We start from the raw sequence: 14,530 nt of genomic DNA on the forward strand, positions 1-14,530 counted from the left end.
TTTGTTCCACAAATGTAATTCCTTAAATTTCCAAGCAACATAGTTGCTTTATTTGTCATGCACTTTTTTATTGACTAAAAAATATGATTTTTTTATTAACTTATATTGACTTCATATAGTTAGTCTCTATCAAGGATACTGTCTTTTTTCGCTTTTCTAATAAATCACTTCAAGCTAGTAATCTACTTTTCTGCTCCAATCATAAACATAGGTGTGGAGCCATAATTGACCTTTTCCTCTTCATTCCAAACTCGACTTCCAATATCATTTTGTGTAAAAATCCTTTTAAAACCAATTTCACTCAATACCCCAATATCCCACTTAGGTCTGTAAATTTTACTTAAAGGCAAACTTCGTGCAATCTCTTCCATTGCAACAGTATTTGTTGTTATGTAATGATCCTTAATTTTTTTTGCTTTAGCATTTGCTCTGTCTTGCTCATAACCTTTTCTTTTTTCAGGATAAAATAAATGGTGGTACCAATTAGCATCAAAATTTAGTAAAATCCCTCCTGATGTCAACACACGATACCAATCTTTATACGCCTCTTGAGGTTTTTCTAGATTCCATGTTAGATTTCTAGTAATTATCAAATCAAAAGTGTCATCAGCAAAATTTAATTTATGAGCATCCATCCTCTGAAACTGTATCCCTAAATTTAAACTTTTCGCATTATTTTTAGCTTTTTGCAGCATTGCTTCAGTATAGTCTACAGCTGTAACATCATATCCACAGCTTGCCATGATGATAGCAAGAAAACCTGGTCCAGTTCCAATATCAAGTACCTTCATTTTTCTTCCAGTGATTTTTGGTGCATATTCATTAATCATATCTATCCATTCAGCTTTTTTGAAGCTATTTAGCTCTTCTAGATTCACTTGGCAATATCCTTCTGAACGCTTATCCCAATAATTTTCAACTTTATCTAATAATTCAGTCATTATTTATTCTCCTTTTTTAGAAACCTTTGAATAAAAAAAACACGACAACTACCCATAATCATTTCTGTTTACAGATAACCTTCGTGGTTACATTCTCATTTTTTCATTATTTCTATTTTTCTAACGTATTATATCTCTTTATTAAAAGTTTAAGCATTCGTGCTTAATATTCTCATTATTGTATATATCTTAAAATCAAGTTTATACAATAAAGTTAGTTTGTGGTATATGGTAACATGATTTTATTGCAAAATCATAGTTTCAATATAGATGATAGCACAATATTCCATAAATATCAATATTAAACCAACGAAAAATTAAAAATATTTTGCAAAATTGTATTATTATAACACATTATGCACCTAATATTTAATGTACATATGTTGCAATAATAAATCTACATCAAAAAACTTGTAATTATAAATCATATGCAAATGATTTATATGTAGAAATTTAATTGCAACATATATATAAAATACTAACAAAACTTAGTCAATAAAAAACCTCAAGGATGCACTGGGCAATCCTATGATTAGGTACTACTTTTGCAGTATTACTTTTCTTTATATTTAAATAATGAGAAAAAATACTATTTGCTTTTATTCTTATGATTTTCTATTTTGTTTCTCTCTACGAATCTTCCCATGAAGAAGGCAATAACGCCAACTCCAATACCTGTTTGTAAACAAAAAAGTAAACTTTCAATCTCGCCTGGTAACTCTCCACCAATCCAATTTTCCATAACAGGCGTAAACCAAGGTTCATACTCTGTACCTGTAATTTCAGCAACTACTTTGCTTCCTGCATCATCGGAACCACCAAATTCAGCTCCCTTTAATGTTAATAATGGTATAACAGCAATCAATGTAGCAATAATTAATAAAATTAAAACTTTTTTTTTCGTTTTTGTCATTAATTTTCGCCTCCATTCATGAATCCAACCTCTTTCAATTCAGATTTTGCATATGTTTCAAGACCAATAATGATTACAACCGTCAGAATACCCTCAATAATTGCTAATGGAACCTGTGTTGGTGCAAATACTCCAAGGAACTTTACTGCTGATGCAAGGATACCACCGGTTTCAGATGGATATGCAAGTGCAAGTTGAACACTAGTTATACAATAAGTGAATAGGTCACCAATTGATGCTGCCAAGAAAATACCTACATGTTTATTGACTTTCAGCTTGTTGCATAATTTATAAATTCCATAAGAAACGAATGGACCTGCAATAGCCATAGAAAAAGTATTGGCACCAAGAGTAGTCAATCCGCCATGAGCAAGCAAAATTGCTTGGAAAACTAATACAATAATACCTAGTATGCTGACTGCGCTTGGTCCGAATAAAATTGCACCAAGTCCAGTACCAGTCATATGTGAGCAACTTCCTGTTACTGACGGAATCTTTAAAGATGAAAGTACGAAAACGAATGCGCCTGCCATAGCAAGAATAGTAATTACTCTATGGTGCTTGGACAAAGTCTTCTTAATAGATAAGTAACCTGCTACTAAAAATGGAATGGAAATAACACCCCACATAATGCAGAATTTTGGTGGAAGATAACCTTCCATAATGTGCATTGCATTTGCTACGGGAGCTACTCCGAAAATTAAAGCAAATGCTGCCGCAATAGCGACAATTTTCTTTTCTTTTTGATTCATTTTTCCTCCTCTATAGTTTTTAATGTGAACGTCATTAAAAACTAGATAATAAAAATCACCTGCATTTACAAAATATAAATCAGGTGTGTGGTCCTAGGACAGGACATTAGCGACTTTCTCACTAACCACACTCAGTCATCGTTCGTAACTAAATGTAACAACTTATCACATTGGTTGGTCTCCTGACTTGGCAGCTTGTTCTACCTTTCACAGTGGCGTGACCGTATGGGATTCTCACCCATTTCCCGTTGCCCTTAACAAATATTTGCTGGCACCAATGGATATTAAATTATCAAAAGTATCATAACATATATATTCCACCATGTCTATAAAATGCCTAATTTTGAATAATTTCCTTAAATTCCTGTATGTTTTTCGGATAGTCCTTTGTATCTTTAAGCAGATGTTTTTCTATGAGCAATTCATAGACTTCCAACATGGTGGGCTGTCTAAGATTTGATTGTTTTAAAATATCTTTATTTTGGAAAATTTCTATTGGTGTGCCATCTGCAATAATTTTTCCCTGACAAAACACAAGAACTCTTTCAGCCCATCTATATGCAAAATCTACATCATGTGTGGAAATTAGCATTGTCTTACCCTCCGCTCCAAGTTTAATCAAAACTTCTTCCAACATTAATGCATTTAAAGGATCTAGTGCTGCTGTAGGTTCATCAAAGATTATAATTTCCGATTTCATAGCAATGATATCAGCAATACTGACACGCTTCTTTTCACCTCCACTCAAATAGTGAGGAGGGCGATCCTTTAACTCCGAAATATTCATATATTCCAGTGCTTCATCAACTCGTTTTAAAACTTCCTCTTTAGGAAGTTTTAAATTCATAGGTCCAAATGCAACTTCCCCTCTAACTGTGGATGCAATTATTTGGTTGTCTGCATCTTGAAATACGATTCCAATGTTTTTTCGGAGTTCCTTTAAATTCTTTTTATTAATAACTATATCGCGATAAATTATTTTCCCTTTTTCCGGTGTAAGTACACCGTCCACGTTCAAGAAAAATGTAGATTTTCCAGAACCGTTAGAACCAAGAACAGCTATTTTTTCACCTTCATAAATATCCACATTTACTCCATCTAATGCAGACTTTCCATTTCCATAAATGTAGTGAAGATCTTCAACTTTTAATATAGGTTTTCTCATAATCGTTCCTTTCTATCTTGTAAAGCTCCAAATCAAAATTAAAAAAATTATGAATGCGGCTGCGATGATAATTTGTTTTAGCTCTATGTTTTTATCTTCCTCCAAAAATATAATATCTCCATCATAACATCTGGCTTCCATAGCATCATAATAAGCATTTGCCTTATTAAGCGAAATAACCAGCATATTGCTGGCAATGCTTCCAAAGGTATAGCAAGAAGTTTTAAAATCACAATACCCCTGACGGGATTCTGCAGAGTTTTTCATTTTAGTATAAACATCCATCAAAATGAAAATATAACGGTAAATAAGACTCATTAGTTCTATAATAAGTTTTGGTACATGTGCCTTTCGAAGCACGTATATAATTTCAGAAGATGGAGTAGACAGTGTCATCATCTGTAGAGCACTGATAGCAGCAAAAATTTTTAAAAGCAAAAAAGTTACATTTTTAAGCTTTGCTTGTGACGTAAACACATAGCAAAAACCAAGATACAGATTATACTGACCAATGGGCTGCTTTGAAAAATCAATGGCAATGGTAAAAGTGCTAAGCAAGATAAATACAATTGGAATCGTAAGTATGGACAAATATCCATGCAATGAAAGCTTTCCTTTCACAACTGTCAAATAGAACATTGCAATAATAACCACAACAGATACATATATATTGTCTAATACAATGCAGAGAATCAGTGTCAGTACCGATAAAGATACTTTAAAAGTAGCATTCCAGTGTTTGATTTTAGAAGCATAAGCATAAAAATCAATTGAAGACCCTTCGCCGTGTTTATGTCCGATTTTATGATGATGTGTCTCTTCCCCATGGCTATGACCATCTTTATGTTTCCACTTGAGGAAAATGACAACCATCATAAATATAATACATAAAATAATAATTTTTTCCATATCAGATCTCCCTTGGATTTTTACTCCTTGTAAGCATTCAAAAATAATTTAGAACTAGAATTTTTCAGTTATATGTGGGCGTATACACAAAATGTCCATTTATTTATTGTATCATAACCTTAAGTTTTTTTATAAAATAAAAGTCTTTCTAACTAAAGTGTTAGAAAGACATAATAATAAAACATATTCATTCACTCATATAAAATCAATAAATATTTAAACGCCCTCTCCATCACTCGTAGAGTTTATAGTGCAAAATATAGGCAGGTCTTCTGACTTAAGAATCGTCATTTAAGTACGCCTTCCCTGTTTCCAAGTGACACACAATATACTTAAACTCCTCTAATACAGCTACGGGATAGTTCAGGAATTTCACCTAATTCCCTTTTAATTAATCAACATAAAATACAAAAAATTGCAATAAATTTTGATTAAACCTATATTTTATTATTAAATTTTATTTTTCTTACTCATATTACTCTATTATAAGATAACATTGTTAACCATAAAAATCAATTTACATATTCATAATTTATAGGTTATCATACTTTGAATTTAGTTATAATGCTTCTCAAATCTTCAGACATTTTAGCTAAAAGCTTACTAGATGATGCTATCTCTTCAACTGATGCCAATTGCTCCTCTGCTGCTGCTGATATTGTTTGTGTTTCATCAGCTATCTTCATACTTATGCTTTGAATATTATTCACAGAAGTAACTGAAGTTTTAGTTCCTGTCGTTACATCGCTAATAGAACTTGATATCTCATGAATTTGCTGAGATATTTCTTTTATCATGTGAAGAATTTCTTGGAAACTTGTTCCTGCAATATCTACAACCTTTGCTCCTGTATCAACTTCTTTGGAATTTTCCTTCATAACTAAAACTGCATTGTTAGTTTTAGTTTGAACATCCGTAATAATCTTAGCTATTTCTTTAGTTGCGTCTTGCGACTGCTCTGCTAACTTTCTAATTTCATCCGCTACTACACTAAATCCTCTTCCAGCTTCTCCTGCTCTTGCAGATTCTATTGCCGCATTTAATGCAAGTAAATTAGTTTGCTCTGATATACTTTCAATTGTATCAACAATATGTCCAATCTTGGCTGATTTTTCTTCAAGTTCACTAATAATTGAAGCTGTTTCATTTGTTCTTTTTTCTATTATTTCCATTTGACTAATTGCCTTTTCTACAGCTTCTTCACCAGCATTAGCTGAAGTTTGTGCATTGTCTGTTAATGTTGACACTGAAGTCGTATTTTTAGATATTATATTTATTTTTTCAGATATATTTTCAACTACATTAGTAGTATCATTAGTAAAGCTAAGCTGCTCATCTGCACCATGTGCCATAGTAGTTACAGCTGTAGCAACAAGATTTGATGCATCTGCTGATTGTTCAGCACTTGCAGTTAATTCTTCAGAAGATAACACTAACTGCTCTGATGTATTCCCTAATTGCTTAAGTAACCCTATAATATTCTTTGTCATTGTATCTAGAGCCTTCGTCACTATTCCAAACTCACTCTTATCTTCAAGATTTTCTTTCTTTATCTCTAATGAAAAATCTCCTTGTGCTAAAGCACCTATAAATGCTACAAAATCATCTAGTCTCTTTGTAATACGCTTTGTTATTAAAACTCCTAATAAAATTATTAAAATTGATGCTGTAATCACTATACTTAAAAATATTAATACTGCAACTTTAAAATTTGCTTTGTCTTTATTATTTATTTCTTCTGCAAGTTGTCTATTATGTTCACCAAGTTCAACCAAATCACTCATAAAAGCTTGTAAATATGCTTCAACATTTTTTTCATAATACTCATATGCTTCTTGATTCTTATTTTCTTTGGCTAAACTAATAACAGTTTTTCTCGTTTCTCTATATTTAGCTAAATTCTCTTCTATTTCTTTTATTTTATTTATTTCAAAAGAATCCATTTTTAAATTTTTATATTGGTTCATATAATTATTAAATTCTGCTGCACGAGTATCTATGTCCTTTATTAAATTTTCATTTTCATCTTTATCATTTGTCACCATAATTTTATAAATATCTGCCGAAATTGCCCTTGCATGAACTCTAGATTCATTTAACCACTCACTAGATAATAGTCTTTCATTGTACATAGAATCTAAACTTTTGCTTGATTGTGATAAAAATAAATACCCTGCCCCTCCTATTGCTAACAAACCTATTAAAGAGCATACTATAAGTAATGTTAATTTTTTACCTACCTTTAAATTATTTAACCATACCATTTTTTTACCTCCCACTTTTAATAAAAATTCAAATAAAAAAACCTACTAACAATTAATTTATTAATTGCTGGCAGGTTGCACCACTAACTCCGAATTCTTAAGGTGCCCAAATAAAAGAATCCATCCTCGTTTCCAACTTTTTACGACATTATATTATAAAATATAATAATATTCTCTTGTCTTTTTAATTATATCACTTATCGGTAAAAAGTAAACAAATCCTCATTAGGCTATAAGAAATTTTAAATTCCTTACTGATTCTTAACTCATTACCACTCATACATAAAAAGGAAAAACCGCAAGATATTTCAAGGCTTTCTTTAACCTAATCCTACGGTGATAATATGTCTATAAGATTTAAAATTATTTGTTGATCCTTAAGACTTTTTTTCCTTAATTTGTCTATTATATCATTAAGAGTTTTGGTGTCTACTTCAGTATTATTTTCATCTAAAAATCTAAATAAATCTACAAAAGTTATATCCAACGCATTAATAACTTTTTCTAAACTATGAATAGTCGCTCCTCTTTCTCCACGCTCTAGCCGTCCCATATGTGACAAACTTATTTCGGCTCTTAATGCCAACTCCTCTTGACTCCATTCTCGTTTGGTCCGTAAATCTCTTATCCTATGCCCAACAGCTTTTTTAATATCCATAATGTTTTCGCACCCTTCCAATAAATATGCCTATAGACAAGATAGCTTGTAACGTAATAAATATCAACGCCATATAGTGCATATATTTATGAAAATAATGGACTATATGGCGTTGATTACAAATCAATATATACTTATTATAGAATTAATACTAAAAATTAACACATATGTATTCATATAATTCAACATAAACAATAGTAGGAGGTTAATTTGAAAATAATGGATGAGTCAATTAATAAAATAGATCTGTGGAGACACCTGTTACATACTTCAATAAACAATAATAAAAATTTAAATAGTGGTGTAGTCTTGGAATTAAGTCAGAAACTAGATAAGGTTATTGTTGATGTATACAAGAAACAACCTAGTTTTAATAAAAACAAGTGACAAAATTAGGTGGTATGGTTGCATTTTAATTCGTGAAACTATATAACTATATAGAGAAAATATTTATATGGAAGATTTTGAAAATGAAGTCAAGCTATGAAAAAGTGCGGGATATGAAATAATTGAAAACTATAAATATTGTGTTAGCTTCTCCCAAACTATAAGCATAGACGAAGATGACATAAAGACTAATAAACAACCGGCAATAGAAAAAATAATCCCCACCGTAACAATTAAATTACGGCGGGGCTATTACAAAATATATTTTTAAGATTATGTTAGGGGCTTAAACGTGGTTCATTTAGTAAGTTTTTTAAACTTCCCCCCCTATTTTCAAGTTAGTATAAAGTATTTGTATTATTCTTTTTTAATTTTCTTTATATTTTATTTAATTCAGTGTAGATTAAATTTTTCATAGATTACTTTGTCATCTTTACTTTATACAAGATTATCTAATCCAAGCTCCATTAGCCCCTAATTTATAACCATTAATAGTTGTATTAGTAACCATCGCACCTGATGCACCTAAATAGTACCAAGTTCCATCAGAACTTTGAGCCCATCTGTTGGTATACATAGATCCTAATGGACCGCCTGAAACTGGATTTAAGTAGTACCAAGTTCCATTGTTATTATACCAACCAGTAGCTATATTTCCATCAGCTTTTAAGTAATAATATTTACCATCGTTTCTATCGTAGAACCAGTTATTTTTTATTGAATTTCCAGTTGAATCATTATATTGCCATAATCCATTTACTTGTACCCATTGATTAGCCTTAACCGTTGGAGTTGTTGTTGTTCCATTATTACTAGTATTTGTATTATCTGTAGAAGTCACACCTCTAGTAATATTTAGTGTATATGCTCTTATTTCATCATCATCATCTTCAACTGTTATTTTTATTTTATTTTCACCTTTACTTAAAGATACTGATTTTCTAAATTTGTCATCTTCATCAACTGTTGTTCCATCTATTGTGACTTCATAATCATCATACTCATCACTATCGCAATCTGGTTTTGCAGTTATTTTAATTTCACTGACAGATTCACCTACCTTTACGTTATAAGTAGATGTCTTCTTTGAAAAACTTAAATCTCCATCACTTAAAGTAATACTCTTTAAATATACATCTCCATCTTCGTCTTCATCTGTGCTATCTGAAGAACTTCCAGTACATTTTACTCTAATAGTATATTGACTAGTATAAGAATCATCACTATATTTTACAGTTCCTGGATCATCATCATATGTTCTTATAGTAAGATTTGTTGTTGAACCTTCTGATAATTCAATAGTGCTGCTTGCTTTTACCCCTTTAGTAGAGCTTGATTTTCCTTTAAATATTCTAACATGACTTGTACTAACACCACTTGTACTTATTTTTATTTTATTTGATGAAGTCTTAGCATAATAAGTTTCATCATCTTTCATTTCATCATTGTCTACTTCATTTTTACTCTTATAATCATCATCGCTATAAGTTTTTATTGTACTTCCACCTGAAGTTTTTACTTTTATACTTGTTAATTCACCACTTGATGCATAAGCCTTCGTAGTCATTAAATTGAAGTCTGTTGCTGGTATAACTGCATTAAAAGCACTAAACATAAGTGCAACTGCAATTATTTTCTTAATATTTCTGTTCATATGATTTTCCTCCTATAAAATGTAATTAGTATGGTCATTATCCTATATTGACATTATATAATACAATTATCCAATTTATTTTAGGTGCGTTTTTGAAAAGAACTTAATTCTGTATCATCATATAAGAAATCCTAACATAACATAAACTTAAATAAAAAGTATTCAAAATAAAAAGTACCTAATATAACTTTTAGCTATGTATAATATAGTACAAATAAAAATACGATATATTACATAATAATTCTAATTTCGATTTTTTTTTAAAAAGGTACCAAAATATTCATTAATAGGTTGTATTATATAGTGAAAAAGTAAAATGTTACTTTTATTTTTATAATAAATATTATCATTTTAAATTTTTTTACAAAGCAAGGGGGATTATTATGTTAAAAAGAGCAAACAAAATCACAGCTTTAGTAGTAGCTGCTGCATCAATCATGTCAGTAATACCAGCTATGGCAGTAGAAAAATTAGGAACTAAAGATGGTACTGTTACAGAAGGTATTGCTTTCGATAACGGTAATTACGCTTACTATGGTTACAGAACTGATGATGATGATACTGGAATCTGGTACAATGGCGGAAAAGATAAAAAAGATAAAGCTATCGAAGATTTAGAAGATTATGAATTACACACTAGTTCTTCTAAATACGGAGAAAAATATGCTTACGTTACTGAAAATGGTAATAGCGATGAGTACTTGGTAGATTTATCAACTGGTAAAATTGCTGATGAAGATACTCCAGAAGATCAAGAAGCTTCAGCTAAAGCCAAATTAACTTCAGCCTTAAAAAAAGCTGATAGATATAATGCAACTACAAGTCTTGAATCTTCTCAAGTAAGTACTGAAAGATTATTCCAAAATCAATTTGGTGAACTTTGGTATCAATATATTACAACTGGATCAAATGCTACATTAGATAGTAATGGTGCTGTAGTTACAACAACTGGTGCTGGTGCTTACTTTGGAGATAAAGCATTTACTGGATTTACTAACACATCTGGAAAATACATTGATGCTTCTTACTTAGCTAACTTAAAAGTTTATAATGCTAGAAAAAATAAAGCTACAGTAATAGAACAATTCAATAAATTATACAAAGATGAAGCTTTAAAGGTTAATTTAAAAGGTATTAAACCATTAGCTCAAGATAAAAATTATATCTATGCACTTGCAGCGGTAGATGTTACTTACTATCCAGTGGTAAACGGAACTTTTGATTTCAGTGATAATGCTGCAACAATAACTGTACCTCAATATTTCATTCAAAAAATTTCTAAAGAAAGAGACAGTTCAAGAGAAGATGGAGCATACATTCCAAAGAGCGTTACATCTTGGCAATTAGATACTGGTGTTACTGGAACTACTATATTTGAGGAAGATGACGATAATGATGTAGCATATGAAGTAGTAGCAGATTCAACTTCAAAATATGCAGTAAAAGATGGAGTTCTTTATGTAACACGTTTAAATGCTGCTGGTGATAATGTGCATGTGTATAAATTAAAATTAGGAAAAGATAAGCGTAAAGTTGTAAACGCAAAGCTTAAAGATGCAAGTCTTACAGCATTAACAGGAACTAAATATGAAGATGTCGATATGAGTATCGTGACTTTAGATGAAGATGATGATATGGATATAGATTCAGAACAAGGATTTGATGCAGTATCTATTGACGTTGATGGAAACACTTGGGCAATCAACGATGGAGAAATCTCAATGTTTGATAATGATAAATTCAAAGTTCAATATAAAACTGATAGATCATTCAACAGACTTGATGTATACAACAAGGATTCATTAATAGCTTGGGAAGATGGAGAAGATGCTTACACAACTGTTCAAGAAGGTAAGAGTCAAACAGTTACTGATGGTGACGACATTGAACCAAGACCAACTCCAATTACAGTAGGTTGGAAACAAGAAACAACAGGCTGGACATTCTATGATGTAAATGGTACTAAAGCTGCTAGTAAATGGGTAAATGACAACGGTACTTGGTACTACATCAAAGCTGATGGAATTTTAGCTACTGGTTGGTACAATGACAATGGTACTTGGTACTACTTGAGTCCAGTTTCAGGTGGTCCATTAGGATCTATGTATAGTAATAGATGGGCTCAAAGCTCTGACGGTACTTGGTATTATTTAGGTGCATCAGGTGCTATGGTTACTAATCAATGGGCTCAAAGTTCTAGCGGAGCTTGGTATTATTTAGGTTCATCAGGTGCTATGGCTTATAATCAATGGATAAAAAGCCCTTATAGTGGAGCTTGGTATTATGTAGGTTCAGATGGAGCTATGGTTACTAATACAACTATTAATGGTTATAAATTAGGAGCAAATGGAGCTTGGATTTAATAAATTTCTGTAATTCCTAGGCAGAAATTTATATAAAGTCTTTTTATAACTTTATTCTTTCCTACCTTTTATTAAATATAAATAAATATAAAGCTATCTCAAAATTTTGAGATAGCTTTATATTTGCATTCATTTTATGAACTTAGAGAATAAGATTTCTTTTATTAGCCTCACATGATCATTTATAAATTTGTGTTCAACTTTTTTTACATCAAATCTAAATAGCTTGAATGTAAACTGTATAAAATAACCTAATCCAAATACCATAATTAAAGTCCCAATACCCAAAGTTCCCCCTAAAAAATAACCAAAAACTAGTACTGAAAATTCAATAGAATTTCTAATAAATCTGACAGATTTTCCGGTTCTTTTCGTTAATGCTATCATCAAACCATCTCTAGGACCCGAACCAATACCTGCGCTGATATAAAAGTAACTTCCAATTCCAATAATAAACATTCCAATAAGCATCATTAAGATTTTTGCTATTATATTATTGAAAGTAGGAACTAGGCTGTTAAGCATCAATAAATCCATGAATATACCTATAAATAGCATATTGCATATAGTTCCAACTCCAACCTTCTCTCCTAATACCCAATCAAGAACTACAATAAACACTCCAGTTGCAATACTAGCTTGCCCCATTGTTATACCTGTAAGCGTTGATATTCCTTGGTGTAGAACATCCCAAGGAGATAATCCTAGATTTGCATTGATTGTGAAAACTATACCAACTGCATATAAAAAAAGACCTAAAAATAATTTTCCTAAGGTTAATAAATGTTTTTTCATTAAATAGCCCCCTATATTTAAGCATGATTCATTTCATAATTATAAATCAGCTACATATATAACAGTCAAATGCAAAGTATAACAGTTAATTTTCGAATATATTATAGTTTCAATAGCTTCAATAGTTTATTTACGATATAATACAGATATATATTTTAATAATAATCGCTATAACTGTATATAACACTTTAGGAGAGTTTGTTTATGAATATTAAAATTGATAAGAATAGTCTAATTACTATAACTCAACAACTAGTTCATTACTTTTCCGATAGAATTATGTCTGGATTTATAAAGGCTGATCAAAAGCTTCCTTCTATTAGAAGTCTAGCTAAAGAATTGGGTATTAGTCCAATGACTATAATTAAAGCATATAATAATTTAGAGCAAAATGGCTTGGTAACCACAATCCAAGGTAAGGGTACCTATGTTAATGAAAGAAACAGTACAGGGAAATCTAATGATATTACTGAAGAAGATACTTTTCAGTGGCAAATGTCTGTACCAGACTATTTATCCAGATCTCAATTTAGATATAATCCCAATTTATCCTACTCCAATGATTACCATAATTTGTCCGTAGCTTCATTAAATCACAAACTATTACCTACAAAAACTATATTAAAGGATTCTTTAAGCTTAATTCAAAATGATATAAAGCTTCTTTCTGAATATCCTCCTGTTCAAGGTGATTATGAGTTTAGAAGTATAATGTGTCAATACTTAAAGTCTAAACAAATAAGTACTTCAGCAGAAAACATTTTAGTAACTAGTGGTTCACAACAAGGAATAAGTCTTATAGCCAGCACATTTATTGGACCTGGAGATATTGTAGTTATGGAAACTCCTACCTATCCAGGTGCCATAGATTTATTTAAATGTAGAGGAGCAGTAATTTTAACTGTGCCTATAGACAACGAAGGTATGAGGACTGATATTTTAATGAACCTATGTGATAAGTACTCACCAAAGCTTATCTATACTATTCCAAATTTTCACAATCCAACTGGATATAGTATGAGTGCTAAACGAAAAGTAGAACTTTTAGATATAGCTAAATATAACGATATTGTTATAGTAGAAGATGATCCTTGGAATGAAATTTCATATAAAAGAGAAAAGGTTAAATCAATAAAATCTATGGATACTGACGGGCATGTCATTTATATAAAAAGTCTTAGTAAAATCCTAGGTCCTTCCTATAGACTAGCTGCCATTATATCAGAGGGTTCAATCCTCTCACGACTTATCGCTGCTAAAGCTAATCATGATCTTGGAACATCTGTACTAAGCCAGAAAACTATTATAAACTTTATCCGATCCAATAAAATCACATACTATATTGAAAATCTAAATAAACAGCTAATAAAAAGACGGGATAAAGTAATTAATTTACTGAAAAACCATGCGCCTTCTGGTATGAAATGGACAATACCTGAAGGTGGAATAAATATTTGGATTACACTTCCTAAAAACTTTAATGTTGAAAAATTATTATCTTACTCTATTACAACAAAAAATATTTCTTTTTTACCTGGAACCATATGTTATCCTAATGAAGTGAAATTTAACAATCTTCGAATATGCTTCTCATATTTAGAAGAAGAATTCATAGAAACTACTATAATTGAGCTTTGTAACCTCATAAAACTTCTATGTGCAGCTAAAGACATTAATGACTATAGACCTATTATTTAAAAAACTGTAGTAAATTTGTTTTTAAACAAAT

At 30.8% G+C, this 14,530-nt stretch carries 12 protein-coding genes and 3 riboswitches; of the genes, 3 read left to right on the forward strand and 9 right to left on the reverse strand.

The annotated features are described in order from the left end of the window. Positions 1–182: 182 nt before the first annotated feature. From CLPUN_RS18340 to CLPUN_RS18370, 7 genes are all read right to left on the reverse strand, one after another. A complete protein-coding gene (locus CLPUN_RS18340; protein ID WP_077848687.1) occupies positions 183–941 on the reverse strand; it encodes a class I SAM-dependent methyltransferase in 759 nt (252 codons plus the stop codon). Between the two features lie 589 nt (positions 942–1,530). Then, on the reverse strand, positions 1,531–1,854 hold the full coding sequence (locus CLPUN_RS18345) for an energy-coupling factor ABC transporter substrate-binding protein (protein WP_077848688.1): 324 nt from the start codon (positions 1,852–1,854) through the stop codon (positions 1,531–1,533). After that, positions 1,854–2,606, reverse strand: a complete 753-nt coding sequence (locus CLPUN_RS18350; protein ID WP_077848689.1) for an energy-coupling factor ABC transporter permease — start codon at positions 2,604–2,606, stop codon at positions 1,854–1,856. The genes CLPUN_RS18345 and CLPUN_RS18350 overlap by 1 nt, the downstream gene beginning before the upstream one ends. Before the next feature lie 155 nt (positions 2,607–2,761). Further along, positions 2,762–2,899: riboswitch (cobalamin riboswitch) on the reverse strand. A 44-nt stretch (positions 2,900–2,943) separates the two neighbouring features. Continuing rightward, positions 2,944–3,771 carry an energy-coupling factor ABC transporter ATP-binding protein gene (locus tag CLPUN_RS18355; RefSeq protein WP_077848690.1) on the reverse strand — a complete coding sequence of 276 codons (828 nt, stop codon included), beginning with the start codon at positions 3,769–3,771 and terminating at the stop codon, positions 2,944–2,946. 12 nt (positions 3,772–3,783) lie between these two features. Further along, positions 3,784–4,644: a cobalt ECF transporter T component CbiQ gene (gene cbiQ / locus CLPUN_RS18360; protein WP_423237308.1), complete on the reverse strand. Its 861-nt coding sequence runs from the start codon at positions 4,642–4,644 to the stop codon at positions 3,784–3,786. Positions 4,645–4,925: 281 nt separating this feature from the next. Continuing rightward, positions 4,926–5,107: riboswitch (cobalamin riboswitch) on the reverse strand. Between the two features lie 115 nt (positions 5,108–5,222). Further along, positions 5,223–6,944 (reverse strand): methyl-accepting chemotaxis protein, encoded by a 1,722-nt coding sequence (locus CLPUN_RS18365; RefSeq protein ID WP_077848692.1) that lies wholly within the window; start codon positions 6,942–6,944, stop codon positions 5,223–5,225. 60 nt (positions 6,945–7,004) lie between these two features. Then, positions 7,005–7,087: riboswitch (cyclic di-GMP riboswitch) on the reverse strand. Positions 7,088–7,275: 188 nt separating this feature from the next. Next, positions 7,276–7,623, reverse strand: coding sequence for a helix-turn-helix domain-containing protein (locus CLPUN_RS18370; RefSeq protein WP_242954179.1), 348 nt, complete (start codon positions 7,621–7,623; stop codon positions 7,276–7,278). Between the two features lie 198 nt (positions 7,624–7,821). On the opposite strand from CLPUN_RS18370, the gene CLPUN_RS18375 reads away from it, so the two are divergent. Next, positions 7,822–7,989, forward strand: coding sequence for an aspartyl-phosphate phosphatase Spo0E family protein (locus CLPUN_RS18375; protein ID WP_077848717.1), 168 nt, complete (start codon positions 7,822–7,824; stop codon positions 7,987–7,989). Between the two features lie 448 nt (positions 7,990–8,437). Here the strand turns inward: CLPUN_RS18375 and CLPUN_RS18380 are convergent, their stop codons facing one another. After that, positions 8,438–9,643 (reverse strand): cadherin-like beta sandwich domain-containing protein, encoded by a 1,206-nt coding sequence (locus tag CLPUN_RS18380; protein ID WP_077848693.1) that lies wholly within the window; start codon positions 9,641–9,643, stop codon positions 8,438–8,440. Between the two features lie 383 nt (positions 9,644–10,026). On the opposite strand from CLPUN_RS18380, the gene CLPUN_RS18385 reads away from it, so the two are divergent. Next, positions 10,027–12,006, forward strand: a complete 1,980-nt coding sequence (locus tag CLPUN_RS18385; RefSeq protein WP_077848694.1) for a hypothetical protein — start codon at positions 10,027–10,029, stop codon at positions 12,004–12,006. Between the two features lie 129 nt (positions 12,007–12,135). Here CLPUN_RS18385 and CLPUN_RS18390 read toward each other — a convergent pair whose 3' ends face one another. After that, positions 12,136–12,801 (reverse strand): YczE/YyaS/YitT family protein, encoded by a 666-nt coding sequence (locus CLPUN_RS18390; protein WP_077848695.1) that lies wholly within the window; start codon positions 12,799–12,801, stop codon positions 12,136–12,138. 204 nt (positions 12,802–13,005) lie between these two features. Here CLPUN_RS18390 and pdxR point away from each other — a divergent pair, with 204 nt between their 5' ends. Next, a complete protein-coding gene (gene pdxR / locus CLPUN_RS18395; protein WP_077848696.1) occupies positions 13,006–14,499 on the forward strand; it encodes a MocR-like pyridoxine biosynthesis transcription factor PdxR in 1,494 nt (497 codons plus the stop codon). Positions 14,500–14,530 lie beyond the last annotated feature (31 nt).

Source organism: Clostridium puniceum (assembly GCF_002006345.1).
GTDB lineage: Bacteria > Bacillota > Clostridia > Clostridiales > Clostridiaceae > Clostridium > Clostridium puniceum.

What these genes read in the sequence shown, in the direction of transcription:
- CLPUN_RS18365 (WP_077848692.1), bottom strand. Translation starts at nt 6,944, where the DNA reads ATGGTATGGTTAAATAATTTAAAGGTAGGTAAAAAATTAACATTACTT.
- CLPUN_RS18355 (WP_077848690.1), bottom strand. Translation starts at nt 3,771, where the DNA reads ATGAGAAAACCTATATTAAAAGTTGAAGATCTTCACTACATTTATGGA.
- CLPUN_RS18385 (WP_077848694.1), top strand. Translation starts at nt 10,027, where the DNA reads ATGTTAAAAAGAGCAAACAAAATCACAGCTTTAGTAGTAGCTGCTGCA.
- CLPUN_RS18345 (WP_077848688.1), bottom strand. Translation starts at nt 1,854, where the DNA reads ATGACAAAAACGAAAAAAAAAGTTTTAATTTTATTAATTATTGCTACA.
- CLPUN_RS18340 (WP_077848687.1), bottom strand. Translation starts at nt 941, where the DNA reads ATGACTGAATTATTAGATAAAGTTGAAAATTATTGGGATAAGCGTTCA.
- CLPUN_RS18380 (WP_077848693.1), bottom strand. Translation starts at nt 9,643, where the DNA reads ATGAACAGAAATATTAAGAAAATAATTGCAGTTGCACTTATGTTTAGT.
- CLPUN_RS18350 (WP_077848689.1), bottom strand. Translation starts at nt 2,606, where the DNA reads ATGAATCAAAAAGAAAAGAAAATTGTCGCTATTGCGGCAGCATTTGCT.
- pdxR (WP_077848696.1), top strand. Translation starts at nt 13,006, where the DNA reads ATGAATATTAAAATTGATAAGAATAGTCTAATTACTATAACTCAACAA.
- CLPUN_RS18375 (WP_077848717.1), top strand. Translation starts at nt 7,822, where the DNA reads ATGGATGAGTCAATTAATAAAATAGATCTGTGGAGACACCTGTTACAT.
- CLPUN_RS18390 (WP_077848695.1), bottom strand. Translation starts at nt 12,801, where the DNA reads ATGAAAAAACATTTATTAACCTTAGGAAAATTATTTTTAGGTCTTTTT.
- cbiQ (WP_423237308.1), bottom strand. Translation starts at nt 4,644, where the DNA reads ATGGTTGTCATTTTCCTCAAGTGGAAACATAAAGATGGTCATAGCCAT.